This is a genomic window from Anaeromyxobacter dehalogenans 2CP-1 (assembly GCF_000022145.1).
GTDB classification, from domain to species: Bacteria; Myxococcota; Myxococcia; order Myxococcales; family Anaeromyxobacteraceae; genus Anaeromyxobacter; species Anaeromyxobacter dehalogenans.
This window is the reverse complement of sequence record NC_011891.1, coordinates 922,640-948,966: the sequence shown is the minus strand read 5'-3', so window position 1 is coordinate 948,966 and position 26,327 is coordinate 922,640. Positions and strand designations below refer to the sequence as shown.

At 76.6% G+C, this 26,327-nt stretch carries 19 protein-coding genes and 1 pseudogene; 10 read left to right on the top strand and 10 right to left on the bottom strand.

The features are described from left to right. Positions 1-31 precede the first annotated feature (31 nt). A complete protein-coding gene (gene aat, locus A2CP1_RS04190) occupies positions 32-733 on the top strand; it encodes a leucyl/phenylalanyl-tRNA--protein transferase (RefSeq protein ID WP_012524903.1) in 702 nt (233 codons plus the stop codon). A 21-nt stretch (positions 734-754) separates the two neighbouring features. Here the strand turns inward: aat and A2CP1_RS04185 are convergent, their stop codons facing one another. Further along, positions 755-2,716: a S9 family peptidase gene (locus tag A2CP1_RS04185; protein ID WP_012632210.1), complete on the bottom strand. Its 1,962-nt coding sequence runs from the start codon at positions 2,714-2,716 to the stop codon at positions 755-757. A gap of 130 nt (positions 2,717-2,846) precedes the next feature. On the opposite strand from A2CP1_RS04185, the gene A2CP1_RS04180 reads away from it, so the two are divergent. Beyond that, entirely contained in the window at positions 2,847-3,173 is a 327-nt protein-coding gene (locus A2CP1_RS04180; RefSeq protein WP_012524901.1) for an ATP-dependent Clp protease adaptor ClpS, read from the top strand. A gap of 2 nt (positions 3,174-3,175) precedes the next feature. After that, entirely contained in the window at positions 3,176-5,458 is a 2,283-nt protein-coding gene (gene clpA, locus A2CP1_RS04175) for an ATP-dependent Clp protease ATP-binding subunit ClpA (protein ID WP_012632209.1), read from the top strand. Positions 5,459-5,681: 223 nt separating this feature from the next. On the opposite strand, the pseudogene A2CP1_RS04170 reads toward clpA, so the two are convergent. After that, a pseudogene (locus tag A2CP1_RS04170) lies at positions 5,682-6,046 on the bottom strand (Hsp20/alpha crystallin family protein). A gap of 276 nt (positions 6,047-6,322) precedes the next feature. Between A2CP1_RS04170 and hrpB the strand changes: the two are divergent. The 5 genes from hrpB (at position 6,323) to A2CP1_RS04145 (ending at position 13,070) form a co-directional block, all read left to right on the top strand. Next, positions 6,323-8,905 (top strand): ATP-dependent helicase HrpB, encoded by a 2,583-nt coding sequence (hrpB, locus tag A2CP1_RS04165; RefSeq protein WP_012632207.1) that lies wholly within the window; start codon positions 6,323-6,325, stop codon positions 8,903-8,905. Positions 8,906-8,980: 75 nt separating this feature from the next. Beyond that, on the top strand, positions 8,981-9,583 hold the full coding sequence (locus tag A2CP1_RS04160; protein WP_012632206.1) for a hypothetical protein: 603 nt from the start codon (positions 8,981-8,983) through the stop codon (positions 9,581-9,583). 92 nt (positions 9,584-9,675) lie between these two features. Further along, positions 9,676-10,245 carry a hypothetical protein gene (locus A2CP1_RS04155; protein ID WP_012632205.1) on the top strand — a complete coding sequence of 190 codons (570 nt, stop codon included), beginning with the start codon at positions 9,676-9,678 and terminating at the stop codon, positions 10,243-10,245. 102 nt (positions 10,246-10,347) lie between these two features. Beyond that, entirely contained in the window at positions 10,348-12,324 is a 1,977-nt protein-coding gene (ligD, locus tag A2CP1_RS04150; protein ID WP_168165111.1) for a DNA ligase D, read from the top strand. Next, positions 12,321-13,070 carry a DUF72 domain-containing protein gene (locus A2CP1_RS04145; RefSeq protein WP_012632203.1) on the top strand — a complete coding sequence of 250 codons (750 nt, stop codon included), beginning with the start codon at positions 12,321-12,323 and terminating at the stop codon, positions 13,068-13,070. Before ligD ends, A2CP1_RS04145 begins: the two co-directional genes overlap by 4 nt. A 16-nt stretch (positions 13,071-13,086) precedes the next feature. On the opposite strand, the gene odhB is transcribed toward A2CP1_RS04145, so the two are convergent. Both odhB and A2CP1_RS04135 read right to left on the bottom strand, forming a co-directional pair. Further along, a complete protein-coding gene (gene odhB / locus A2CP1_RS04140; protein WP_012632202.1) occupies positions 13,087-14,400 on the bottom strand; it encodes a 2-oxoglutarate dehydrogenase complex dihydrolipoyllysine-residue succinyltransferase in 1,314 nt (437 codons plus the stop codon). An 18-nt stretch (positions 14,401-14,418) separates the two neighbouring features. Further along, on the bottom strand, positions 14,419-17,238 hold the full coding sequence (locus A2CP1_RS04135; protein WP_012632201.1) for a 2-oxoglutarate dehydrogenase E1 component: 2,820 nt from the start codon (positions 17,236-17,238) through the stop codon (positions 14,419-14,421). Between the two features lie 58 nt (positions 17,239-17,296). Here A2CP1_RS04135 and A2CP1_RS04130 point away from each other — a divergent pair, with 58 nt between their 5' ends. Next, positions 17,297-18,457 carry a N5-glutamine methyltransferase family protein gene (locus tag A2CP1_RS04130; RefSeq protein ID WP_012632200.1) on the top strand — a complete coding sequence of 387 codons (1,161 nt, stop codon included), beginning with the start codon at positions 17,297-17,299 and terminating at the stop codon, positions 18,455-18,457. An 88-nt stretch (positions 18,458-18,545) separates the two neighbouring features. On the opposite strand, the gene A2CP1_RS04125 is transcribed toward A2CP1_RS04130, so the two are convergent. After that, on the bottom strand, positions 18,546-19,676 hold the full coding sequence (locus tag A2CP1_RS04125; protein ID WP_012632199.1) for an Acg family FMN-binding oxidoreductase: 1,131 nt from the start codon (positions 19,674-19,676) through the stop codon (positions 18,546-18,548). Between the two features lie 223 nt (positions 19,677-19,899). On the opposite strand from A2CP1_RS04125, the gene A2CP1_RS04120 reads away from it, so the two are divergent. Continuing rightward, positions 19,900-21,219 carry a hemolysin family protein gene (locus A2CP1_RS04120; RefSeq protein ID WP_081444571.1) on the top strand — a complete coding sequence of 440 codons (1,320 nt, stop codon included), beginning with the start codon at positions 19,900-19,902 and terminating at the stop codon, positions 21,217-21,219. Between the two features lie 55 nt (positions 21,220-21,274). Here the strand turns inward: A2CP1_RS04120 and A2CP1_RS04115 are convergent, their stop codons facing one another. The 5 genes from A2CP1_RS04115 to A2CP1_RS04095 all read right to left on the bottom strand — a co-directional run bounded on the left by A2CP1_RS04115 (position 21,275) and on the right by A2CP1_RS04095 (position 26,198). Then, complete coding sequence (locus tag A2CP1_RS04115; protein ID WP_012632197.1) at positions 21,275-22,294, bottom strand: NAD-dependent epimerase/dehydratase family protein; 1,020 nt, start codon at positions 22,292-22,294, stop codon at positions 21,275-21,277. A 43-nt stretch (positions 22,295-22,337) separates the two neighbouring features. After that, the gene (locus A2CP1_RS04110; RefSeq protein ID WP_012632196.1) at positions 22,338-22,706 is read right to left on the bottom strand and encodes a response regulator; all 369 of its coding nucleotides are present in this window, start codon (positions 22,704-22,706) and stop codon (positions 22,338-22,340) included. Between the two features lie 105 nt (positions 22,707-22,811). Continuing rightward, a complete protein-coding gene (locus tag A2CP1_RS04105) occupies positions 22,812-23,351 on the bottom strand; it encodes a hypothetical protein (protein WP_012632195.1) in 540 nt (179 codons plus the stop codon). A 177-nt stretch (positions 23,352-23,528) separates the two neighbouring features. Next, positions 23,529-25,385 (bottom strand): molecular chaperone DnaJ, encoded by a 1,857-nt coding sequence (locus tag A2CP1_RS04100; RefSeq protein ID WP_012632194.1) that lies wholly within the window; start codon positions 25,383-25,385, stop codon positions 23,529-23,531. 15 nt (positions 25,386-25,400) lie between these two features. Beyond that, positions 25,401-26,198 (bottom strand): prolipoprotein diacylglyceryl transferase, encoded by a 798-nt coding sequence (locus A2CP1_RS04095; RefSeq protein WP_012632193.1) that lies wholly within the window; start codon positions 26,196-26,198, stop codon positions 25,401-25,403. Positions 26,199-26,327: the final 129 nt, after the last annotated feature.

The following is a 26,327-nucleotide window of genomic DNA, read 5'->3' as shown; positions in this document are numbered from 1 at the left end:
CGCGGGGCCGCGGCTCGCTTACAATCCCGGCGTGCCCATCTTCCGCCTGCCCCGCGAGCCCGCGTTCCCGGACCCCGCGCTCGCCGAGCCCGACGGGCTGCTGGCGGTGGGCGGCGACCTCGAGCCGGAGCGGCTCCTCACCGCCTATGCCGAGGGGATCTTCCCCTGGTTCGACGCGGAGAGCCCCATCCTCTGGTGGTCGCCGGATCCGCGGCTGGTGCTCGACCCCGCCGCGCTGCACGTGCCCCGCTCGCTGCAGCGGACGCTGCGGCGCGGCGCCTACCGCGTCAGCGCCGACGAGGCGTTCGAGCGGGTCATCCGCCGCTGCGCCGAGCGGGACCGCCCCGGCCAGCAGGGCACCTGGATCACCGGCGAGATGGTGGACGCGTACGTGCGCCTGCACCGCCTGGGCGTCGCCCACTCCTTCGAGGCGTGGGAGGGCGACGCGCTCGCCGGCGGGCTGTACGGCGTCTCGCTGGGCGCGGCGTTCTTCGGCGAGTCCATGTTCGCCGACGCGCCGGACGCGTCCAAGGTCGCGTTCGTGCGCTCCGTCGAGTGGCTCCGGTCGGCGGGCGTCGAGCTGGTGGACTGCCAGGTCCGCACCGAGCACCTGGTCCGCTTCGGCGCGCGCGAGATCCCGCGCGCCGAGTTCCTGGCCCGGCTCGCCCGCGCGCTGGAGCAGCCCACGCTGCGCGGGCGGTGGCAGCTCGGCGGAGCGGGCCCGCCGAGCTAGTCGGCGCGCCGGACGTTGGCCTCAGCGTGCCGAGGCGGCGCCGCGCTGCTGCGCGGCGGGGGGCGCGCCGGCCAGCATCCGCTGCAGGAACGCCACCGTGACCGCGTCGGCGTGGTCGCGGTTCTCCTTCTTCTTGAAGCCGTGCCCCTCGTCGAGCGCGACGAGGTACCAGACCTCCTGCCCGTTCGCGCGGACCGCCCGGACGATCTGCTCGGCCTCGGAGCGCGGGACGCGCGGGTCGTTCGCGCCCTGGATGACGAGCAGCGGCACGCGGATGGCCCCGGCCCGGCCCAGCGGCGAGATCCGCTCCTGGACCGCGCGCACCTCCGGCACGCGCTCGTCGCCGTACTCGGCGCGGCGCAGGTCGCGCCGGTACGCCTGGGTGCTCTCGAGGAAGCTCGGCAGCGAGGAGATGCCCACCACGTCCACGCCGGCGCTCGCCAGGCCCGGGAACAGCGTGAGCGTCGCGAGCACCATATAGCCGCCGTAGGAGCCGCCCCACACCACCGCGCGCGAGGCGTCGAGGTCGGGCCTCGAGGCGATGAACTGGAACGTGGCCGGGACGTCCTTCAGCGCCTCCTCGCGGCGCACCCCGTCGTCGAGCGCGAGCCAGTCCTTCCCGTAGCCGGCGGAGCCGCGCACGTTCGGCTGGAGCACCGCCACGCCCAGCTCCGCCACCAGGAACTGCACCATGGGGCTGAACGCCGGCCGGTGCTGGCTCTCGGGGCCGCCATGCCAGTTCACGACCACCGGGACCCGTCCGCCGCCGCGCGGCCGGTACAGGAGCGCCGGCACCTCCGCGCCGCCGGCGCTCGGGTAGCGGACCCGCTCCGGCTCCACGAACCCGGCCGGATCGAGCCCGCCCACCTCCGAGCGCGTCCAGCGCACCGCCTTCCCGCCGCGGAGCTCGACCGTCCAGGCGTCCCAGGGCGAGGTGGCGCTCACCAGCCCGACCGCGAGGAGGTCGCTCCGCCCGGAGGGGAACCGGAGCGTCGCGACGCCCCGGCCCGGGAGCGCCACGCCGCGCAGCCGGCCGGTGCGCGGGTCCACCACGTGGAGCAGCGAGACGCCGTCCGCGTCGGCGGTGAAGGCCACGGTGCCGTCGCGCGCCACCACCACCTGCTCGACGTCCCAGGCCACCCCGGGCGCGACCGGACGCGGCGCGGCCTCCGGCTGCGCGAGGTCCACGCGGACCAGCGCCGCGTGCCCGGCGCCGCGGTCGGTGATGGCGTACGCGTACCTCCCGTCCGCGGAGAACGCGGCCCCGCCCACCGAGCCCTTGCCGGCGAGCAGCGGCGTCCGCGCGCCGGTCGCGAGGTCCACCAGCTCGAGGTCGGCGTCGGAGGCGGCGCGGTACCGGCGGACCAGCAGCCGGCGCCCGTCGCGCGAGAAGTCGAGCGCCGACCAGCTCCCCTCCGCCTCCACCACGCGCCGCGCGGCGCCGGGCCGGTCGGCCTCGGCCACGTACACGTCCGCGTCCTTGCCGTTGCGGCCCGTCCCCGAGTACGCGAGGCGCCGGCCGTCCGGCGAGACCACCAGGTCCGAGTGGCGGCTCCGGCCGTCGGTGAGCAGCTCCGAGCGGCCGGTGCGCCGGTCCAGGCCGTAGAGCTGGAAGAACTCGCCGCCGCCCTTGTCCTGCAGGTAGAGCAGTCGCTCCGGCCGGCCCGGCAGGAACGCGGCGTCGGACACCGGCTCGTCGCCGAACGTGAGCTGCTCGCGCATGCCCAGCGGCGCCAGCACGAGGTGGAGCTGGGCGGTGCTGCCGAACCGCGTGGTCACCAGCATGGCCCGGCCGTCCGGCGACACGTCGCGGAGGACCGCGGCGCGCGCGTTCTCGTACTGCTCGAGGCGGGCGGACACCTCCGGGGGGACCTCGGGGACGCCGAGCTGGAGCAGGTTGGGGCGGCCCGGGACCGGGGCGAGGTCGAGCGGGGCGGCCACGGCGCCGGCCGCGACGAGGCATGCGAGGAGGAAGGCGTGCATTCCCCACCTCTAGGCGAGGCCGGGGAAGAAGGCGAGCAGCCGGCTCGGTCCTGCGGGGGAGCCCCGGGTCCGCGCGCAGGGGGCCTGCGGGTGCGCGCCGGGTCCGCCGGACGCATTAGAATGGACGGCCATGGCTGAACGAACCCGTCCCGGGGGCGATACGGAGGTCGTCGTCCCCAAGACGCGCGCGGAGCGGGAGACGAAGCGCCCGCCGCTGTACAGGGTACTGCTGCACAACGACCATTACACGACGCAGGAGTTCGTGGATTTCGTCCTCATGACGGTCTTCAACCACGACCCGGAGTCCGCCCACCGGATCATGCTCCACGTTCACATGCACGGGGTGGGGGTCGCCGGTATCTATCCCTACGAGATCGCCGAGACGAAGGCGCGGAAGACGATGGACCTGGCGCGCGAGGCGGAATACCCGCTGCTCGTGACGATCGAGCCGGAGTAGCGATGGTGACGGTGTCCAAGGAGCTGCAGCAGACCCTCCAGGCCGCGGTGGGCGAGGCCCGCCGCCGGCGCCACGAGTACGTGACGCTGGAGCACCTGCTCCACGCCATGACCAAGGACAAGGTCGCGTCCGAGGTGCTGCTCGCCTGCGGCGCCGACCTGAAGCTGCTCGAGCGCGAGCTGGAGGAGTACCTCGACCGGACGCTCGAGTCGGTGGCCGCCGGCCAGGATCCCGAGCAGACCGCCGCGTTCCAGCGGGTGCTGCAGCGCGCCGCCTGGCACGTGCAGGGGTCGGGCCGCACCGAGCTGAACGCCGGCGACGTGCTCGTCGCCATCACGCGCGAGCGCGGCTCGCACGCGGTCTACCTGCTCGAGAAGCAGGGCGTCCGCCGCCTCGACATCCTCCAGTACATCTCCCACGGCGTGAGCAAGGACGGCGAGGACTCGCCGGGCGGCGCCGAGGGCGAGGGCGACGGCGACGAGGGCGCCCCGCGCCCGGTGAAGGATCCGTTCCGCACGTTCACGGTGAACCTGGTCGAGCGCGCCGCGCAGGGTCAGATCGACCCGCTCATCGGCCGCGACGCCGAGATCGAGCGGACCATCCAGGTGCTCTGCCGCCGCCGCAAGAACAACCCGGTGTTCGTGGGCGAGCCGGGCGTGGGCAAGACCGCCATCGTCGAGGGCCTGGCGCTCCGCATCCACGAGAAGCAGGTCCCGGCGGTCCTGGAGAAGGCGGCGATCTACTCGCTCGACATGGGCGCGCTGCTCGCCGGCACCAAGTTCCGCGGCGAGTTCGAGCAGCGGCTGAAGGGCGTCATCGCCGGGGTGAAGAAGACCCCCAACGCCATCCTGTTCATCGACGAGATCCACACCATCGTCGGCGCCGGCGCCACCACCGGCTCCTCGATGGACGCGTCGAACCTCCTCAAGCCGGCGCTCGCCTCGGGCGAGCTGCGCTGCATCGGCTCGACCACGTTCCACGACTACAAGCAGACGTTCGAGCGCGACCACGCGCTCGCCCGCCGCTTCCAGAAGATCGAGGTCCACGAGCCCTCGGTCGAGGACACGGTCAAGATCCTGCGCGGCCTGAAGAAGGTCTACGAGGAGCACCACGGCGTGGAGTACACGCCGCGCGCGCTCCGGGCCGCCGCCGAGCTGTCGGCGAAGCACATCAACGACCGGCAGCTGCCGGACAAAGCCATCGACGTGCTCGACGAGGCCGGCGCGCGCGACCGGATGCGCCCGGAGGCCCGGCGGCACCGCCGCATCACCGGCCGCGACGTGGAGCGGGTGGTCGCGAAGATCGCCAAGATCCCCGAGCGCACCGTCTCGGCGGACGACCAGGCGCAGCTCCGCAGCCTCGTGCCCGAGCTGCGGAAGGTCATCTACGGGCAGGACCAGGCCATCGACGCCATCGCCAGCGCCATCAAGCTCTCGCGCTCGGGCCTGGCGTCGCCCGAGAAGCCCATCGGCAGCTTCCTGTTCTCCGGGCCCACCGGAGTGGGCAAGACCGAGCTGGCGAAGCAGCTCGCCCGCATCCTCGGGGTCGAGTTCCTGCGCTTCGACATGACCGAGTACCAGGAGAAGCACACGGTCTCCCGGCTCATCGGCGCGCCCCCGGGCTACGTGGGCTTCGACCAGGGCGGCCTGCTCACCGACGCGATCCGCAAGACGCCGTACGCGGTGCTGCTGCTCGACGAGATCGAGAAGGCCCACCCGGACATCTACAACCTGCTGCTCCAGGTGATGGATCACGCCACGCTCACCGACAACAACGGGCGCAAGGCCGACTTCCGCCACGTGGTGCTGGTGATGACCACTAACGCCGGCGCGCACGAGCTGGCCGCCCGCCGCGTCGGCTTCGGGACCGACCAGTCGGATCCGGGCAACGCGCGCAACGCCATCGAGCGCACCTTCACGCCCGAGTTCCGCAACCGGCTCGACGCGTGGGTGGCGTTCGACTCGCTCGCCCCCGAGGTGATCCTGCGGGTGGTGGACAAGATGGTGAAGGAGCTGGAGGGGCAGCTCGCGGAGAAGAAGGTCCGCATCGAGCTGACCGCCGAGGGCCGGGCCTGGCTCGCCGAGCACGGCTTCGACCGCAAGATGGGCGCCCGCCCCATGGCGCGGCTCATCCAGAACGAGCTGAAGAAGCCGCTCGCCGAGCGGATCCTGTTCGGCGACCTCGCCGCCGGCGGCACGGTCCGCGTGGACGTGGACGCGGAGGGCGCGAAGCTGGTGCTGACGGTCGCCGCCCCGGCGCCGAAGCCGGTGCCCGAGCCGGCGTAGCGCAGCTCGCGATCCGTGGATCGCACGCGAGCGAAGCGAGCCGCCGGGGCGCCGCCGCGCGCGCGGCGAAGCCGCCCGCGGCTGCGCAGGGGACCCGGCGAGCAGGGTGGGGCCCCGCGGAGCTCCGCTCCGTGAGGCGGGGCGCCGCCCCGTCAGAAGGAAGCCCCTGCCGTCGTCGCGACGGCAGGGGCTTCGTGCATCATCCGATCGAGATGACGCGGCGCTACTTCACCTGGACCGCGATGGTCCGCGGCTTCGCCTCGTCGCGCTTCGGCAGCGTGACGGCCAGGACGCCGGCGTCGTAGCGTGCCTCGACGCGCGCGCCGTCCACCGTCTTCGGGAGCGTGAACGCCCGGAAGAGGTGCCGAAGCGGCGCTCGCTCCGGTGCAGGTTCGCGCCGTCGGCGAGCGCGGGCTGCTTGCGGTCGGCCTGCACGGTGAGCGTGTCGTTCTCGATGTCGAGCTTGATGGCCGCCGGGTCGAGGCCCGGCAGATCGAGCACCACCTGGAAGCCGGCCTCGGTCTCGACGATGTCCGCGCTGGGCGCCAGGCCGTAGCCCCGGGCGCCCGGCTGGGTGATGTCGTTCATGAGCCGGCTCACCTCGGCAGAGAGCGCGGCGAAGCCGGGATCGGTGTTCCTGAGCAGGGTCAGCATGGTCGTGTCCTCCTCGCGCGGACGGATCGCGGCCGCGCGCTGGTACGGGGTGGTCGGGATGGCCCGGGCGTGCGGCGGCGGGGCTCGGAACTCGGTGCGCCGCCTCGCGCCCTCGCCCATCCACGTAGGTCCGCGCCGGGAGCTGTCAAGCGCGCCCCCTGCGCCCCCGGAACGGTTCTCCTCCTCCCCGCGCCGGGTTAGAAGGGGCCGGTGCAGCCGCTCCCCATCGACCCGCTCCTCCCCGAGGTGATCGCGGCGCTCCGCGCCGGGCCGTCGCTCGTGATCGAGGCGCCTCCCGGCGCGGGGAAGACCACCCGCGTGCCGCGCGCGGTGCACGAGGCCGGGCTGGCCGGCGCGGGCGAGGTGGTGGTGCTCGAGCCCCGCCGGCTCGCGGCCCGCATGGCCGCCCGGCGGGTGGCAGAGGAGCTGGGCGAGCGGCCGGGCGAGACGGTCGGCTACCAGGTGCGCTTCGACGAGGTGGCCGGCCCCCGCACCCGCATCCGCTACGTGACCGAGGGGCTGCTCACCCGGCGGCTCCTCTCCGAGCCCGCGCTCCCCGGCGTGGGCGCGGTGGTCCTCGACGAGCTGCACGAGCGGCACCTGCAGGGCGACCTGGCGCTCGCGTTCCTGCGGCGGCTGCAGCGCACCTCCCGCCCCGACCTGAAGCTGGTGGCCATGTCGGCGACGCTCGACGCTGGCCCGGTGGCGGCGTTCCTGGGCGCGCCGGCGCTCCGCTCCGAGGGTCGGCGCTTCGAGGTCGCGGTGGAGCACCTCTCGCCCGAGGAGGCGGCCGCGCCGGACCTGCGGCTGGAGGAGCGGGTGGCGCGGGCGGTGCGACGGCTGCACCGCGAGGGGATCGACGGGGACGTGCTCGTGTTCCTGCCCGGCGCGGCCGAGATCCGGCGCGCGCGCGAGGCGCTCGCCGCCTGGGCCGCGACCGCCGGCGTGGACGTGCTGCCGCTGCACGGCGACCTGCCGCCGGACGAGCAGGATCGCGCCGTCCGGCCCGGGCCGCGCCCGAAGGTGATCCTCTCCACCAACGTGGCCGAGACCTCGATCACCATCGACGGCGTGGTGGCGGTGGTGGACTCGGGCCTGGCCCGCATCGCCTCGCACTCGCCCTGGTCCGGCCTGCCCACGCTGGAGGTGAAGAAGATCAGCCGCGCGTCGGCGGCGCAGCGGGCCGGGCGCGCCGGCCGCACGCGGCCCGGGCGCGCGGTGCGGCTCTACACGCGGCACGACCACGACGCCCGGCCGGAGTTCGAGGTCCCGGAGGTCCTGCGCGAGGACCTGTCGGAGACGCTGCTGGCGCTGGCCGGCCTCGGGGCGGCCGCGGACCTCGAGTGGCTGGAGCCGCCGCCCGCGCCCGCGCTCGAGGCGGCGCGCGCGCTGCTCGCGGACCTCGGCGCGGTGGACGCCGCCGGCGCGCCCACCGCGGCCGGCCGCGCCATGCTCCGCTTCCCGCTCCACCCGCGGCTCGGGCGGCTGCTGGTGGAGGCGGCCGCGCGCGGCGTGCCGGACGACGGCGCCCTGCTCGCGGCGCTGCTCGGCGAGCGCGACCTGCGCGAGCGCCGCGCGCTGGAGGGGTCGGCGCTCCCGCCCACCGGCCCGTCCGACCTCCTCGAGCTGGCGCAGGCGTTCGAGGAGGCGGCCCGGGCGCGCTTCGATCCCGACCGGCTGCGGCGCATGGGCGTGAGCCCGGGCGCGGCGCAGGCGGTGGAGCGGAGCCGCCGCCAGCTCCAGCGGCTGGCCCGGTCGCTGCCGCGCGCCGTCCCAGCGCCCGCCCCCGGCGACGCGCCGGCCCGCGAGGCGGCGCTGCTGCGCGCCACGCTGGCCGCCTACCCGGACCGCGTGGCGCGCCGGCGCGCGCCGGGCTCGGACGAGGTGGTGCTGGTCGGCGGCGGGAGCGCCCGGCTCGACCCGGCCAGCGTGGTGCGCGAGGCACCGCTGCTCGTGGCGGTGGACGCGGAGGCGCGGCGGGGCGACCGGCGCGCGCCGGGCGCGCGGGCGGCCGAGGCGCGGGTGCGGCTCGCCAGCGCGGTGACGCAGGAGCTGCTGCTCGACCTGTTCCCGGAGGCGCTCCGCTACGACGAGGCGGTCCAGTGGAACGCCCAGGCCGAGCGCGTCGAGGTGGCGGAGCGGCTGCTCTACCGCGAGCTCGTGCTGGAGGAGGCGCGCGCGGCGCGGCCGGATCCCGACGCGATCGCGGACGCGCTCGCCGCGCAGGCGCTGGCGCGCGGGGCGCGGGCGTTCGCGCCGGAGGGGGCGCTCGACGCGCTGGTGGCGCGGATGGCGTTCGCGGCGGAGCACGCGCCGGAGGCGGGCCTGGCCGCGCCGGGCGAGGCGGAGCTGGCCGCCGCGCTGCGCGAGGCGGCGCGCGGCCGGCGGAGCTTCGCGGAGCTGCGCGAGGCGGATCTCCCCGGCGCGCTGCTCGGCCGGCTCGAGCCGCGGGCGCGCGCGACGCTGGAGCGGCTGGCGCCGGAGCGGGTGACGCTGCCGGGCGGGCGGACCGTCCGGATCCACTACGAGGCCGGCAAGCCGCCCTGGATCGAGAGCCGCCTGCAGGACTTCTTCGGCCTCGCGCAGGGGCCCGCCGCGGCGGGGGGACGCGTCCCGCTGGTCCTGCACCTGCTCGCGCCGAACCAGCGCGCCGTGCAGGTCACCACCGATCTGGCCGGCTTCTGGGATCGCCACTACCCGGCGCTCCGGCGCGAGCTCTCGCGGCGCTACCCGCGCCACGCCTGGCCCGAGGACCCGCGGACCGCCGCGCCGCCGGCCCCGCGGCGGCGCTGAGCTCGCGGCCAGGGGCCCGGTCCGACCGGGCGGGCCCCTTCCCCTCGGTGAAAACGCCGCGGTAAGCTCCGCCGCATGCGCACCTACCTGCCCGCCGCCGCCCTCCTCGCGCTCTCCTGCGCGGGCATGGGCACGAAGCCGCTCCCCCTCTCGCCGCTCCCCGCGGGCACCATCCCGGCGGACTACGCGCCCACCGGCGAGGTGCTGACCCGGGGCGAGAGCACCTCGTTCAACGCCTGGCAGGTGGTGGGCCCGCGGGTGCAGATGAGCCGCCGCGCCGACGGGAGCTGGGCCGGGACGCTGGTCGGCCGCAACTACATCCTGAAGCCGGGCGCCGACGGCAGCCTGACCGCGCCGGGCGCGGACCTGCACTTCGTGCGGTGGGGCGAGGAGCTCGCCGTGCTCGGGAACCTCGGCGACCTGCGCGTGCGCGTGCGCTTCCACCCGGGCCCCGGGGTCCCCACGGTGCGCGGCAAGACGTGCCAGTTCCGCGGGAACCTGGTGGACTGCCGCGAGAAGGAGTCGCGCGAGATGCCCGGCATCCGGCTGCACGGCGAGGCCGCGAACCTGGACGCGCCGGTGATGCCGCAGCTCGGCCTGGCGCTGCTCTCGATCATGTACATCGAGGGCGTCAGCGCGCCGTCGGAGCACCTCCAGGTCCGCGACCCGAACCCGTAGCGCACGTCCGCGCGGCGGCGGCTGCGCCACGCCGCCGCCGATCCGGCGGGCGGGCTTCCGCGGAGTGAAACCGGCGAGGTAAGCTCGGGGGCATGCGCCCACCCGTCGCAGCCGCCGCCGCCGCGCTCGCGCTCTCCTGCGCCGGCGCGTCCACCCAGCCGCTCTCGCTCTCCGCGACGCCGCCCGGCGAGCCGCCGGAGGAGTACGTGCCCACCGGCGAGATCCAGACCCGGGGAGAGAGCACCTCGTTCAACGCCTGGCGCGTGGTGGGACCGCGGGTGAACATGACGCGGCGGCCGGACGGCACCTGGGCCGGCACGCTGGTCGGCCGCAACTACATCCTGAAGCCGGGGGCCGACGGCCGTCTGACCGCTCCCGGCGCGGACCTGCACTTTCTCCGCTGGGGCAAGGAGCTGGCGGTGCTCGGGAACCTCGGCGACCTCAAGATCCGCCTGCGCTTCCGGCCCGGCCCCGGCCTTCCCAACCCCGGCGGCAAGGTCTGCCGGTTCAACGGCAACCTGATCGACTGCCGCGTGGAGGAGGCCCGGGCCCAGCCCGGCGTGCGGCTGCGCGGCGAGGCGGCCGACCTCGACCAGCCGGTCATGCCTCAGCTCGGGCTGGCGCTCATCGCCATCACCTACCTCAGCCCGGTCGACGGCTGACGCTCCGCCGCGGCGGCGCGCCCCTGGATGCCGGCCTGCCCCGCCGGCGCCCGCCGGGGGCGCCGCTTGCCCCGCCACGCCGGGGGTGGTGAGCTTTCCCGCGTGGCCCGCGCGCCCGTCCCGATCTACCGCGCCCAGCTCGCGACGCTCGTCGCGACCCCGCCGGCGGGGGACGGCTGGGTCCACGAGACGAAGTACGACGGCTACCGGATCGGCTGTTCGCTGGAGGGCGGGCGCGCCACGCTGTGGAGCCGGCGGGGCAACGACTGGACCGCGCAGTTCCCCGAGGTGGCGCAGGCCGCCGAGGCGCTGGCGGCGCGGAGCGCGCTCCTCGACGGCGAGGTGGCGGCGGTGCTGCCCGGCGGCCGGACCAGCTTCCAGGCGCTCCAGCAGGCGTTCTCCGGGGGCCGCCGCTCGCTCGCCTACTTCGTGTTCGACCTGCTCTGGCTGGACGGCGAGGACCTGTCCGGGCGGCCGCTGCTCGAGCGCAAGGACGCGCTGCGCCGGCTCCTCGGCGCGCGCGGCGCCGTGCTCCGGTACGCGCCGCACGTGGAGGCGCCGGGCGCCGAGGTGCTCCGCGAGGCGTGCCGCCTCGGCCTGGAGGGGATCGTCTCGAAGCGCGCCGACGCGCCGTACCGCCCCGGGCGGAACACCACCTGGACGAAGGCGAAGTGCCTCGCCCGCCAGGAGCTGGTGATCGGCGGGTTCACCGATCCCGAGGGCAGCCGCCAGGGCATCGGGGCGCTGCTGGTGGGCTTCCACGAGGGCGGCGCGCTGCGCTTCGCCGGGAAGGTCGGCACCGGCTTCACGCAGGCGTCGGCGCGGGCGCTGCGCGCGCGCCTCGATCGCCTGGGCCGCGCCGACCCGCCGTTCACGCCCCGGCCGCCGGGCGCGCTCGGGCGGATCGCGCACTGGGTGCGGCCGGAGCTGGTGGCCGAGGTGGCGTTCACCGAGTGGACCGACGACGGGAAGGTGCGGCATCCGTCGTTCCAGGGGCTGCGCGAGGACAAGCGCGCCGCGGACGTGGTGCGCGAGGTCCCCGGCGGCGCGCCACCGGCCCCGCCGGTCCCACCGGCGCCTGCGCCTGCGCCGGCGGCCGCGGGTCGCGCCAGGCGCCGCGCGGCGGCGGGCGCAGCCGGCGAGGTGGTGATCGGCGGCGTCCGGCTCTCGCACCCGGAGCGCACCGTGTTCCCGGGCGACGGGCGGGCCGCGCTCACCAAGGCCGACGTGGCCCGGTACTACGACGCGGTGGCCGGCGCGATGGTGCCGCACCTGCGCGGCCGCCCGCTGACCCTGTTCCACTGCCCGGAGGGCATCGCCGGCGAGTGCCGCTTCATGAAGCACTCGAAGACCTGGGCGCCGCCCGCCGTGCGGCGGGTGCGCATCCAGGAGAAGACCAAGCTGGGCGAGTACCTGATCGCCGACGACCGCGCCGCGCTGCTCGCGCTGGTGCAGATGGACGTCCTCGAGCTGCACACCTGGAACTCGACCGTGGAGGCGCTGGAGCAGCCGGACCGGATCGTGCTCGACCTCGACCCGGGGCCGGAGGTCCCGTGGCGCGAGGTGGTGCGCGCGGCGCGGCTGCTGCGCTCGGCGCTGGAGGCGCTGGGCCTCGCCGCGTTCGTGAAGACCACCGGCGGCGCGGGGCTGCACGTGGTGACGCCGCTGGTGCCGCGCCGGCGCTGGGAGGACTGCCTCGCGTTCGCGCGCGGGCTCGCCGCCACGGTGGCGCGCCACGAGCCGCGCGCGTTCACCGTGGCGCTCGCGCGCGCCGGGCGCGAGCGGAAGATCCTCCTCGACTACCTGCGGAACAACCGGACCAACACCTCGGTGGCCGCGTTCTCGCTGCGCGCGCGGCCGGGCGCGCCGGCCTCGGTGCCGGTGGCCTGGGACGAGCTGGGCCCGCGGCTGCGGCCGGAGCGGCTGGACGCGCGCACCGTCCCGCGGCGGCTGGCGCGGCTCGGCGCGGATCCGTGGGCCGGCTGGGCGCGCGCCGCCCGGCCGCTCGGCGACGCGCACCTCGCCGCGGTGGGCGCCGCGCCGGTGGACCAGCCGGCGCGGGGCGGGGGGCGGCGGTGATCCGGGTCGGGACGAGCGGCTTCCAGTACCGCCACTGGCGCGGCGTGCTCTACCCGGACGACCTCCCCGCCCGCGCCTGGCTCCCGCGCTACGCCGCCCTGTTCGACACGGTCGAGCTGAACGCCACGTTCTACCGGCTCCCCACCGCCGAGGCGGCGGCGCGCTGGCGGGCGGTGGTGCCGGCCCGGTTCCGCTTCGCCGTGAAGGGCTCGCGCTACCTCACGCACATGAAGCGGCTGCTCGACACCGAGCGCGGCCTGGACCGCTTCTTCGTGCCGCTCGCGCCGCTCGGGCCGAAGCTCGGGCCGGTCCTGTGGCAGCTCCCGCCCGGCATGAAGCCGGACCTGGAGCGCCTGGACCGCTTCCTCTCGCGCCTGCCGCCCGGGCGGCACGCGCTGGAGGTGCGGGACGCGCGCTGGTACGTGGACGAGGCCTGCGCGGTGCTGGACGCGCACGGCGCCGCGTTCTGCGAGCACGACCTCCTCCCGCGCCCACCCCCGCGCCCGACCGGCGGCTGGCGGTACCTGCGCTTCCACGGCACCACCGGCAGGTACCACGGCCGCTACGGGCGCGAGGCCCTGGCGCCGGTGGCGCGCGACCTGCTCGGCTGGTCGGCGCGCGGGCGCGCCGCGTGGGTCTACTTCAACAACGACCTGCGCGGCGACGCCGTGCGCGACGCGCTCGCGCTGCTCGACCTCGTCGGCCAGGGCCGCCCCGCGCCGGAGGCCGGGCTCTACGGTGGGTGAAGCCCGGCGCGCCGCGTCAGACCTCCAGCAGCATCCGCTCCGGATCCTCGATGCACTCCTTCACCTTCACGAGGAAGGAGACCGCCTCGCGGCCGTCCACCAGCCGGTGATCGTACGAGAGCGCCAGGTACATCATCGGGCGGACCACCACCTGGTCGTCGGCGTCCACCACCGCGCGCTTCTGGATCTTGTGCAGGCCGAGGATGCCCGACTGCGGCGGGTTGATGATGGGCGTCGAGAGCATCGAACCGTAGATGCCGCCGTTCGAGATGGTGAACGTGCCGCCGGCGAGGTCCTCCATGGTGATGCGGTTCTCCTTCGCCTTCTTCGCCAGCTCGCCGATGGTCGCCTCGACCTCGGCGAAGGAGAGCGCGTCCGCGTCGCGGATCACCGGGACCACCAGGCCCTTGCCGCCGCCCACCGCCACGCCGACGTCGTAGTGGTCCTTGTAGACGATGCTGTCGCCGCGGATCTCGCCGTTCACGCCCGGGTAGGCGCGCAGCGCCTCGATGGACGCCTTCACGAAGAACGACATGAAGCCGAGCTTCACGCCGTGGCGCTTCAGGAACGCCTCGCCGTGCTGCTCGCGGAGCGCGAGCACGCGCGACATGTCCACCTCGTTGAAGGTGGTGAGCAGCGCCGCGGTGTGCTGCGCCTCGACCAGCCGGCGCGCCACGGTGCGGCGCAGGGGGGTCATCGCGACCACGCGCTCGCGCGGGCCAGCCACGGCCGGGGCCGCGGGTGCGGGGGCGGCCGGGCGCGCCTCGAGCGCGCGGGCCACGTCGTCCCTGCGGATCTGGCCGCCGGTGGCGATCGCCTCCACCTGCCCGGCCGTCACGCCCAGCTCGGCCATCCTGCGGCGCGCCGAGGGCGACGCTCGGAACCCGGCGGCGGCGGCAGGCGCGGGCGGGGCCGCCGGCGGCGCGGCGGGCGCGGGCGCCGCGGCGGCGGCCCGGGCCGGTGCGGAAGCGACAGGTGCGATGGCGGGAGCCGGGGCCGGCGCCGGGGCGCCGTCGCCGCGGGCGGCGGGGACGGTGCCGCCGGGCACCGGGCCGGAGCCGAACGGCGAGGCCCCCGCGGCCTGGGCGGCGCCGCCCTCGTCCAGCTCGGCGATCACCTCGCCGATGGCGACGGTCTCGCCCGACTGCCGGAGCACCTTCCGCAGCACGCCGGCGGCGGGCGCCGGGACCGCCACGGTGGCCTTCTCGCTCTCCACCTCCACCACGGGCTCGTCGGCCTGGACCGGCTCGCCCTCCTTCTTGAGCCACGTGCCGATGGTGGCCGTCTGCACGGATTCGCCGATGTTCGGGACCTTGAGCTGGATGGACATGGTGTTCTTCCGGGTGGATCAGTGCTCGTGCGCGGCGGCGCGCGTGTCGGTGCGGTGGATGCGGGGGACGGGGTCCCCGAGCGCCTCGGCCACGAGCTGCTGCTGCTCCAGCTTGTGGCGCGTGGCGGAGCCGGACGCCGGGCTGGCCGACGGCGGGCGGGAGACGAGGTCGAGCCGCGACGGCAGCCGCGGCGAGAGGTGCAGGTCCACGTAGTCCCAGGCGCCCATGTTGGACGGCTCCTCCTGCGCCCAGACCATCTCGGCGCCGGGCTGGAACGCGGCGATGGCGTCGAGGATGTCGTCCGCGTGCAGCGGGTAGAGCTGCTCCAGCCGGATCAGCGCCACGTGCCGCGCGCCCTGCGCCTCGCGGGCGGCCGCGAGGTCGAAGTAGAGCTTGCCCGAGCACAGCACCACGCGGGTGATCTCGCTCGGGTCTGCGACGGGATCCGCGATCACCGGGCGGAAGCGCGCCTCGGCGAGCTCGCCGAGCGGCGACACGGCCTTCGGGTGCCGCAGCAGGCTCTTCGGCGACATGACCACCAGCGGCTTGCGCCAGGGCGAGTACACCTGGCGTCGCAGCGCGTGGAAGTACTGCGCGGGCGTGGTGACGTTCACCACGTACCAGTTGTCGTCCACCGACAGCTCGAGGAAGCGCTCCAGCCGCGCCGAGGAGTGCTCCGGCCCCTGCCCCTCCATGCCGTGGGGCAGGAGCAGCGCGAGGCCGGAGAGCCGGTTCCACTTCGCCTCGCCCGACGAGAGGAACTGGTCGATGATCACCTGCGCCGCGTTCACGAAGTCGCCGAACTGCGCCTCCCACAGCGTCAGCGCGTCCGGCATCTCCAGGCTGTAGCCGTACTCGTAGCCGAGCGCGGCGGCCTCGGAGAGGAGGCTGTCGCGGATCTCCACCGCGCCCTGCCCCTCGCGCAGGTGCGCGAGCGGCGAGTAGGGCGTGCCGGTCTGGTGGTCGTACAGCACCGCGTGGCGGTGGCTGAACGTGCCGCGGCGGCTGTCCTGGCCGACCAGGCGCACGCGGCGGCCCTCCAGCGCCAGCGTGGCGAACGCGAGCGCCTCGGCGGTGGCCCAGTCCAGCGGCCGCGCGCCCCGGCCCATCTCGGCGCGCGCCTCGAGGACCTTCGCGAGCTTCGGGTGCACGTGGAAGCCCTGCGGCACCTGGGTGAGCCCGGCCGCGGCCTGGGCGAGCACCGCCTCGGCCACCGCGGTCTCCGGCTCCGGGCCGGTGATCGCGCCGCCCTTGATGCCGGCCCAGAAGCCGCCCGCCTCCTGCGCGCCCGGCTGCACCGCGATCTGCGCCGACGCCTGGTAGGCCGCGTCGAGGCGGGCGCGGTACTCGGCCGCCATCGCGTCCACCTCGGCCCGCGTGACCGAGCCCTCGCGCTCCAGCGCCTCGGCGTAGAGCTGCCGGAGCGTGGGGCGCTTCGAGATGGCGCGGTACATCACCGGCTGCGTGAACGACGGCTCGTCGCCCTCGTTGTGCCCGTGGCGGCGGTAGGCCCACAGGTCGATGACCACGTCGCGGTGGAAGCGCTGGCGGAAGTCGGCGGCGAGCAGCACCGCCTGCGCCACCGCCTCCAGGTCCTCCCCGTTCACGTGGATGATGGGGATCTGGAGCATCCGGGCCGGGCCGGTGCAGTAGGTGGTGGAGCGCGCGTCGCGGGGCGAGGTGGTGAAGCCCACCTGGTTGTTCACGATGACGTGGATGGTGCCGCCCACGCCGTAGGCCTCGAGCTGCGACATGTTGAGCGCCTCGGCCACGATGCCCTGGCCGGCGAACGCCGCGTCCCCGTGCACCAGCACCGGCAGGGAGCGGACGCGCTCGAAGTCGTGGTAGCGGTCCTGCTTGGCGCGCACGCGCCCCTGCACCACCGTGTCGATCCACTCCAGGTGGCTCGGGTTGAACGCGAGCGACAGGTGCACCAGCACGCCGTCCGGCGTCTCGCGGTCGGTCGAGTGGCCGAGGTGGTACTTCACGTCGCCGCCGGTCGCGTTGACGATGGCGTTGTCGCGGAACTCGGCGAAGATCTGGCGCAGCGGCTTGCCGACCACGTTCGCGAGCACGTTGAGGCGCCCGCGGTGCGCCATGCCGATCACCACGTTGCGGACGCCGTGGCCGACGGCCCGGTCGACCAGGAACTCGAGCAGCGCCACGAAGCCCTCGGCGCCCTCCACGCTGAAGCGCTTCGCGCCCAGGAACTTCGTCCCCAGGAACTGCTCCAGGCTCTCCGCCTCGACGATCTTGCGGAGCAGCAGCTTCTTCACGTCCGGCGCGAGCGAGAGCCGGTTCCGGGTGCGCTCCATCCGCTGCTCGAGCCAGCCGCGCAGGTCCTGGTCGTGCATGTGGGCGAGCTCGACGCCCAGCGTCCGGCAGTAGGTCTCCTCCAGCCTCGCCACCAGGTCGCGCAGCGTGCGATCGCCGCGGCCGTCCGCGTCGGCGCAGGGCCGGTCGAGGTCCGCCGGCCCGAGGCCGAACGCGTCGAGCGCGAACGGCTCGGCGGGGCGGACCAGGCCGAGCGGGTCGAGGTTGGCGCGGAGGTGCCCGTACTCCCGGTACGCCTGCACCAGCCGGTCCACCTTCGCCTGGAAGGCCGCGTCGCCGCCCGCGCCCGCCGAGGGCTGCGGGCCGGCGGCGCCATCCGGCCGGCGCCGGGGGAAGGACGCGGGCGCGGGGGCGGCGCCCGGCGCGGCGGGCAAGCCCTCGAAATACGTGCGCCAGGATCCGTCCACCGACCTGGGATCGGCGAGCCACGCGTAGTAGAGGTCTTCGGCGAAGGAGAGGCTGGGCGCGCTGGGCAGCGCCTGGGGTTCCGGCGGCGATGACATGGCGCGCTCTTCTTAATCCAGACACCCCCCGCCTGGCCGCTCAACCGCACGCGATCCGATGACGCGCACCGAACCGACCGCCGGGACGCCGCCCCGGGAGCTGGTGTGGCGGGATGCCACCGGGGAGCACAGGGCGCGCTGGGCGTCCGGCTCGGCGCCCCCGCCGGCCCGCCTCGGCCCGGCCGGCGACGCCACCCGCGCCGGCGAGGCGCTGGCCCGGGCGCGGCGCGGCGAGGGGCTGGTCTACGCCGGCGACTACCACAACGCCCGCCAGCTCCTCGCGGCCATGGGCCGGCGCCTCGAGCACCCTGCGCCCAGGGGCGCAGGCCTGGGGGCGGCCTTCCGCGCGGAGCGGGAGCGGATGCGGCTCGAGCACGAGGTGCTGGCCCGGCTGCTCGTGCCGGTCGAGCCCGGGTGGCGGATCGCCCTGCGGCGCGCGCCGGACGTGGCGGCGGCCTGCGCCGAGGGACTGGGGCCGCCGCCGGACGGGCCCGCGCTGCTGCCGCTGCGGGAGCTGCTCGGGCTGGTCGCCGCGCACGAGTGGCGGCGGCGCGGGGTGGAGGTCCCGGCGCTCGGGGCGCGGGTGCACCCGTTTCACGGAGTGTACGCACCCATCCGGGGCGAGTACGTGGACCTGGTCGGCGCCGCGGCCAAGGAGCGGCCGCTGGACGGCAAGCGCGCCTTCGACGTCGGGACCGGCACCGGGGTGCTCGCGCTGGTGCTGGCCCGGGCGGGCGCCCGGGTGATCGCCACCGACCTCGAGCCGCGCGCGGTGGCCTGCGCCCGGGAGAACGCGGCCCGGCTCGGGCTGGCCGGACAGGTCGAGGTGGTGGAGGCGGACCTGTTCCCGGAGGGCCTGGCGGACGTGATCGTGTGCAACCCGCCCTGGATCCCGGGCCCGGCGCGCGGCCCGCTCGAGCGGGCGGTCTACGATCCGGGCGGCGCGTTCCTCGAGCGGCTGGTGCGCGGGCTCCCGGCGCACCTCGCCCCCGGCGGCGAGGCGTGGATCGTCCTCTCCGACCTGGCCGAGCGGCTCGGGCTCCGCCCGCCGGGCGAGGTCGAGCGGCTGGCGCGCGCGGCCGGGCTCGAGGGGGTGGACGTCCGCGAGGCGCGCCCGGCACACCCGCGCTCGCGCGACCGCGCCGACCCGCTGCACGCGGCGCGCGCCGCCGAGGTGACGCGGCTCCACCGGCTGCGCCGGGGCCGAGGCCGGGACTGAAGAGGAAAGACCCCCTCCTCCCGCTCCCTGGTGCGGGAGGAGGGGGAGCGGCGGACGCACCCGCGCGGCCCGCCCGCCGCCAGCCCTGCTACGCCGGAGGCCCCGGAGCGATCGCGGCCGCCGCCGGATCCACCATCGGTGACATGGGCGGCGCGCGACGGAGCACGAGCGGCGCCGGGCGCGCGGCGGCGTCGAGGCGCCGCAGCACCTCGTCCACGCTCCGGCGCGGCGTGGGCCGCACCTCCGGCCCGTAGCCGAGCCGCAGCAGGAGCTGCGGCATGCCCGGATCGCCCACCGCCTCGCGGAGCGGCCCGCGCAGCGCGTCCTGCTCGATCGGCTGGTTGAAGAAGGCGGCGGTGAGGCCCGCCGCGGTGGCGCGCAGCAGGATGCGCTGGAGCGCGATCCCGGCGACCATCCACTCGGCGAGGCCGTCGTGCGCGGTGGAGAGCACGAGCAGCGACTTCGAGGCGAGCGCGCGGCGCCGGTCGCGCTCGGCCTCGGCGCGGGCCGGGTTGGAGAGCCGGGCCACCAGCGGCTGCAGGCGGGCGGCGGCGTCGCTCATGCCCACCGCGTACGCCGGCATCCCGTCGCGGCGGCCGTTGCCGCTCGGGTGGATCCAGCCGGCCAGCTCGGCGCGGAAGCGCGGGTTGGTCCACTGGCGGCGATCCCCCTCCGCCACCAGCTCGGCCACCGCGCGGCGCTGGTGCGCCTCCACCGGCCGCAGCCAGGCCCCCTCCCCGCGCGCCTCGCGCAGCAGCCGCGTGACCAGCCCCTCCGGCGGCTCGCGCCCGTCGAGCGGCAGCCGGTTGGTGCGGCGGCGCGGGATGGCCTGGAACAGCTCCTCGTCCTCCGGCGACAGCGCCCGCTGCTCCTCCAGGCGCACGCGGGCCACCAGCCCGTCGCGCCGGTGCGTGCCGATGATCTCCGCCGAGGTGGCGTGGCCGAAGTGCGCCGCGGCGAGCCGCAGGTTCGCGAGCGCCGCGCCGCAGGCCATCACCAGCTCGCGGCCGTCCGGATCCACCTCCGGCAGCGCGCGCGCGCCGTCGGCGTGGATGCCGACCTCGCCGCCGCGCACCTCGAACCACCACGGCTGCGTGTTGTGGCGCGACGGCGCGAGCACGGCGTACGCGAGGAGGAAGCGGAGCCGCTCGGCGGGACCGCCCCATGACGGGAAGGCCCGCGGATCCGGCGCGGGGAGCGCCTGCGCATCGACGAACATGGGTCCCTCCCGAGCCTCGGGCACACGGGGCAGCGGCGCTGCGGGAGCGTTTCAGGTAAACCTCTCCTTCGCACGCCGGGAGTCCCCGCCCGGGCGGACCCCTGCCGCGTGCGCGGCTGCGCGCAGGCGCGGCCACGCACGCGAGCGGCGGCGTCCCCGGGGCCGCGGCCATCCGGGGAGGGAGCGCCACCTGTACGACACGGCCGTCGAGCTCCTGATCGTCCTGGCCCTGGTGGTCGCGAACGGCGTGTTCGCCGGCGCGGAGATCGCGGTCATCGCGATGCGCAAGACGCGGCTCGCCCAGCTGGTCGAGCAGGGGCGCGCCGCCGCCGGCGCGGTGCTCCGGCTGCGCGACGCCCCCGAGCGCTTCCTCGCCACGGTCCAGGTCGGCATCACCGTCATCGGCGCCAGCGCCGCGGCGTTCGGCGGCGCGTCGATCGCCGGCCGCCTCGCCCCGGTCCTCGAGCGGATCCCGCCGCTCGCGCCGTACGCGCACCAGCTCTCGCTGGCGCTCGTGGTCGCGCTCGTGTCCTTCCTGTCGCTGGTGCTGGGCGAGCTGGTGCCGAAGTCGCTCGCGCTCCGCGCCCCCGAGCGCTACGCGCTCCTGGTGGGCCGGCCGCTGCTCGGTCTCTCCCACCTGGTCCGCCCGGTCGTGTGGCTGCTGACGGCCTCGTCCAACCTGCTGCTGCGCCCGTTCGGCGACCGCACCACGTTCGCCGAGGCGCGGCTGTCCGCGGAGGAGCTGGAGCAGCTCGTGGACGAGGCCGGCCGCGCCGGCGCGCTCGATGCGCCCACCGCGGAGATCGCCTCGCGCGCGCTCGCGTTCCGCGACCTCACCGCCGGCGACGTGATGGTCCCGCGCAGCCGGGTGAAGGCGCTGCCCGCCGACGCGGACCAGCAGGAGCTGAAGCGGCTGCTGCTCGAGGAGGGCCGCGCGCGCATGCCGGTGTACGACGGCACGCTCGACGACGTGATCGGCTACGTGATGGCGAAGGACCTCGCCGCCATGGCCTGGGAGCGCGAGCTCATCGTGCTCGCCGACCTGGTGCGGCCGGTGCACTTCGTGCCCGAGGGCGCCAAGGCGGTGCACGTGCTCCGCGACATGCAGCGGCGGCGCTCGCAGATCGCGGTGGTGGTGGACGAGCACGGCGGCATGGCCGGGATCCTCACGCTGGAGGACCTGGTCGAGGAGCTGGTCGGCGACATCCTGGGCGAGGCCGAGGAGCCGCAGCCGCTGTTCGAGGTCGAGCCCGGCGGCGCCGCGGTGGTGCGCGGCGACGCGCCCATCCGCGAGGTGAACCGCGCCCTCCACATCGACCTGCCCGAGGGCGAGGGGTACACCACGGTGGCCGGCCTGGTCATCGCGGTGGCCGGGGCGATGCCGGAGCGCGGCGCGCGCCTCCGGCTCGCGGACGGCACCGAGGCCGAGGTGGTGGAGGCCACGCCGCGGGTGGTGCGGCGGGTGCGGCTCGTGCCGCCGCCGCCCGGCGAGGCCGGCGCGGGCGCGAGCGAGGAGAACGGCGCGGCCGGGCCGGAGGCGTGACCCGCGCCAGCGGAGCAGCGGAGGACGTGACCCGCGACCCGAAGGTGTTCGCGGCTCACGGGCCGTCGTTCAGCGCCTTCAGCTCGGGCGTGTCCGGCCGCAGGCGGCCGGTGGCGATGGCCCAGCGGTAGGTGTCGCGGACCATCTCCTCGAACGGTCGGACGCGGTAGCCGAGCTCGCGCTCCGCCTTCGCCGAGGACGCGAACGTGTACAGCGCGCTGGCGCGGACCAGGCCGCGGCTCGTCCGCGGCCGCCGGCCGGCCGCGCGCGCCGCCAGCTCCTGCACCGCGGCGAACCCGAGCGCCAGCGGCACCGGCACGCGCGGCGGGGGCGGGACGCCGGCGATGGCGCAGGCGCGCCGGATCATCTCCGACATGGCCAGGTTGTGGCCGGCGAGCACGTACGCCTCGCCGGGGCGCCCGCGCTCCAGGGCGGCCACGTGCCCCTCCGCCACGTCGCGCACGTCGCAGAAGGACGCGCCGCCCTCCACGTACGCGGGGATGCGGCGCTGCGCGAACGCGAGCAGGATCGACGCCGACGAGCCGTGGACGTCGCCCGGCCCGAGCACGTACGCCGGGCGGACCACCACCAGCGCCAGGCCGCGCGCGGCGAGCGCCCGCGCGGCCCGCTCACCCCGGAGCTTCGAGACGAAGTAGGGCATCCCGAGCGCCTCGGCGTTGCCGGCGCTGGCCTCGTCGGCCACCTCCGGCGCGGCGGTGCCGCCCATGACCGCCGTGGACGAGGTGAGCACGGCGCGCGACACCCCCGCGTCCAGCGCGGCGCCCAGCACCGCCTCGACGGCGCGCACGTTGACCGCCTCGAGCGCCGCCTCCAGCCCCGGCCCGAAGCCCACCACGCCCGCCGAGTGGACCACCGCGTCGCGGCCCGCCAGCGCCGCGCGCAGCGCCGGCCGGTCGTCCAGCTCGCCGCGCGCCACCTCCGCGCCGGCCGCCTCCAGCGCGGCGGCGTCGCTGGAGGCGCGGGCGTACAGCCGCACCGAGTGCCCGCGCGCGAGCAGGGCGCGCGCCACCGCGCCGCCCACCAGGCCCGTACCGCCGGTCACGAGGACGTTCACCGGGCCGGTCTACCCCGGCCCTGCGGCCACGACAAGGACCCGGTCACCGGCGCCGCGCGTGCCGGGCCACCGTCTCGAGGAGCTGGTCCAGCTCGAACGGCTTCGTGAGGTAGCCGTCCGCCACCGGCACCGGGAGCTGCGCCGAGGGCAGCGCGGCGGTCATGAGCACCACCGGCAGGTCGCGCAGCGAAGGGTCGCCGCGGACGGCCTCCAGGAACTGGGCGCCGTTCATCACCGGCATGACGAGGTCGAGCACGACGAGGTCCGGCCGCCCGGACCGGCGCAGCCACTCCAGGCCCGCCACGCCGTTCTCCACCGTCGCGACGGCGTAGCCCTCCGCGTCGAGGCACTCGGCCACGCTCTCGCGGATGGCGTCGTCGTCCTCGACGAGCAGGATGCTGCGACCGTTCACGGGATCCCCCACACCGGCCGTTCTAGCATCCCGGCCGCCGGCGCGGCAGTCGCCTGGCCTGCTCCGCCCCGCCTGTGCCCGGGCGGAGGTCCTGGCGGTGGGGGGCTAGATGGTGAGCGACGAGGGCGCCTGGAAGATGGGCGGCGCGGGCGTCGCCGGGACGGGCGGGTGGCCCGGCGGGAGGCGCCGGTCCGGCGGATCCAGCGCCGGCGCCGGGCGGGAGGAGTCGGCCGAGGCGCAGCCGTAGGCCTCGCGCACGTGGGCCACCAGCGCGTCGAGGTGCGCGATCGCTCCGCCGCGCCCACCGCGCAGCGCGTGGCGCAGCTCGGCCGCGAGCTGCGGGTCCTCGAGCATCTTCGCCGAGGTCATGTTCTCGCAGACGTAGTCGGGCGTGAGGCACGCCCGCGCCATGGCGACGTGCCAGTCCGCCCAGCTGTGCGGCTCGCAGTCGCCGCCGCGCACCCGCCCCAGCACCGGCAGCGCGAGGGCCCCGAGCACCGCCAGCCCGGCGAACGCGACCACGCTCGCCCGCGCGGTCCGCGCGAGCCGGGACGGCCGCCGGGCCTGCGGCACGGCGATCCCGCAGTTCGGGCAGGCGCTCGCGCCGACGTCGAGGGTCGAGGCGCACAGGGTGCAGGTCTTCATCGGAGCCTCCGCGGCGGGCGGTCGCACCCGCTCCCTCCGATGTAAGCAATGCCCGCCGCCGCTGCCGTGGCCGCCCGCCCCCCCGTCGGGCAATTGCCGGCCGCACCCGCCCACCCGCCCCTGCGTCCGTTGGGGGCAGCAGCCCGGCGCCGGCAGGCCCGCGCCGCGCCTCCGCCGTCAGCGCCGGAAGCGGCGCTCGATCCGCGAGCGCAGCAGCTCGAGCAGCTCCTCCGCGGTGGTGCCCGCCCCCGCGGCGACCGCGAGGCGGAGCGGACCGCGCCCGCGGACCCGCGCGCCCTTGCCGAGCGGCCCGCCGTCGCCCAGCACCTGCACCGCCGCTGGCGCGAGGTCCACCTCGCACGGCCCCAGGTACAGCTCGGCGAAGCGACGCCGCAGCCGCTCGGCGGTGAGCGCCTCCGCCTCGGCGGGCAGGAGCTGGAAGCCGATGGCGGTGCCGGCGAGCGCGGCGGTGACCTCCGCCACCAGGCCGAGCCGGAGCGCGTGCGGGGCGAGCGCCTCGAGCCCGTCCACCTCGCCGTACCGCCAGTAGCTGCGCAGCACCGCCCCGCACGCGGCGCAGGCGATGCCGTGCAGCGCGTCGAGACCGCGGGTGCGGTACAGGTGGCGCGCCGGCCCGCGCGCCCGGCAGCGCGGGCAGGCCTCCTCCGGCCCGAGCGCGGCGAGCACCGCCCGCGCCACCTCCGCCACCGCCGGCCGGTCGAGCGCGATGCGGACGCCCGCCGCGAGGTCGGCCGCGGCGAGCTGCACGCCGGCGTGGACCTCGCCCCCGCCCTCTCGCGCGCCGACCACGAGGTGCCTCGGGAGCCGCGCGAGCATCCGCCCCAGGTCCGGCGCCCCGGGCCACCCGGCGCGCAGCGCGTCCCAGCGCGCCTCCAGCGCCGCGGCCGTGGCCATCGCCTCCGGCACGCGCCGGCCGCCCTCCTCCGCGAAGAACGCGAGGCAGGTGAGGGCGACCTCCCACGGCGCCGCGCGCGCCGCGTCCTCGAGCGCCCGCGCCAGCGCGCGCGCCTCCGCGCTCGCGCTCCGCCGCTCCAGCCGCGCCGCGCCCTGGCGCACCAGCGCGCTCTCGCCCAGCGGGTCGAACGCGCGGCGCGCGCCGGTGGGCCCCCGCCGCTCGATGCCGTCCATGGCCTTCCTCCTCGCGCGCGACAGCTCCGCCGCCGCGGCCGCCGCCCGCGACAGGCGCGCCCGCGCGTCGGCCCGCGCCGCCTCCGCGTCGGCGGCCAGCTCGGCGCGCGTCTCCTCCACCAGGTCGCCGCCCGCGGCGCGCCGGCGCTCCGCCTCGGCGCGGAGCCGCTCGGTGTCGCTGGCGCGCAGCCGGTCGCGCTCGCGCGCGAGGGACGCGGCGATGCGCCGGAGCGTCTCGATGCGCCGCTCGATGCGCGCGAGCCGCTCGGCCTCGTCGATCCCCTCCACCACCTCGCCGGCGCCGAGCCGCTCCGCGATCACCTGCAGGCCGGCGAGGTCGCCCCGCGCGTAGGCCGCGTTCACGTGGGCCATGAGCCCGGAGCGCCGCGCCTCCTCGCCGGCGTCGCGGGCGAGGTCGGGGTGGAGGAGCCGCGCCAGCCGCCGGTAGAGCCGCTTCAGCGCGGCGGCCTCGTCCTCGAGCGGCTCGAGCTCGCCGCCCTCGCCCGCGCCGGCCGGCGCGCGCCCGCCGGCGTCCGACGGGTCGCCGTCCGGGGGCGGCGGCGCGGCCCGCCGGCGATCGCGCCGCGGCCGCTCCGGCGGCGCGCCCGAGCGGAGCCGCTCGGCGAGCGCGGCGAGCCCGTCCTCCAGCGCCTGGAGCGTCCGCACCAGCCGCTCCGCGGCCGCCAGCTCCGCGAACGCGTCGCCCAGCGCGCGCTCCCAGCGGTGCGCGAACGCCGCCAGCTCCGCCGAGCACGCCTCCAGCTCGCGATCCAGCGCGCCGATGTCGTCGAGCAGCGCCCGCAGCCGGGCCTCGGCCGCATCGGCCGGTCCGGGGGGCGGGGCGGGGAGCCGGGCGAGCCCGAGCGCTCGCTCGCGAGGGGACATGCGCCCCCGGTTCTATCACCGGCGGCCGACGCCGGTGGAGACCCGGACCCGCTCCTCGTCGGACGTCCGCCGCGTGAAGCCCCACGCCGCGTACGCGACGAGCGCCACCGCGAAGTACTGAGCGAACGTGAGGCCGAGGTGGCGCGCGTCGGCGTAGGACACGTCGGTCGCGCGCAGGAAGTCGAGGAGGAACCGCCCGATCCCGTAGACGAGCGCGAGCAGCGGGAGCAGCCGGCCGCGCAGCACGTCGCGGCGGTGCAGCGCCCACAGCACCGCCCCGAGCGCCAGCAGCAGGATGGCCTCGTAGAGCCCGAGGTCGTGGCGGGGGCCGTCCGGGAACCGGACCGCGAGGAAGAAGTCGGTGAGCCGGCCCGGGTGATCGTGCACCGTGAAGCAGCCCACCCGCGCGATCCCCCAGCCCGGCGCCACGCCCAGCGCGAACGCGTCGGCGTAGGCGGTGAAGCGCACGCGCTTGCGCCGGAAGTAGACCGCCGCGGCGATCATGCCGCCGGCGAGGCCGCCCATCGACGAGAGGCCCTCCCAGAACTTGAAGATGCGCAGCGGGTCCTGCAGCTCCTCCGGGTGGTAGAAGAACAGGTGCGCGAGGTGCCCGACCACCACGCCGGCCAGCACCCCCACCACCGCGAAGTCGAGGATGACCTGCGGGTCCTTGCCGAGCTGCTTCGCGCCGCGCGCGGAGAGCTGGACGGCGGCGAGGATCCCGAGCGCGGAGAGCACGCCGAAGGACTGGAGGGTGAACGGGCCGAGCGAGGCGCTGGGGAGCTCGAACCAGGGGATGATCGCGAGGGGCATCGGCGCAGCTTTACCTCCCGGACGGCCGGCGGTCCACGCGAAAGCCAGCCCTCCGCGGCACCCCGCCGCGACCCGGAGGTCGCCGGCCCCGGCCCGCCCGCGCGGGCCTATCCTCGCGGAGGAGGAGGT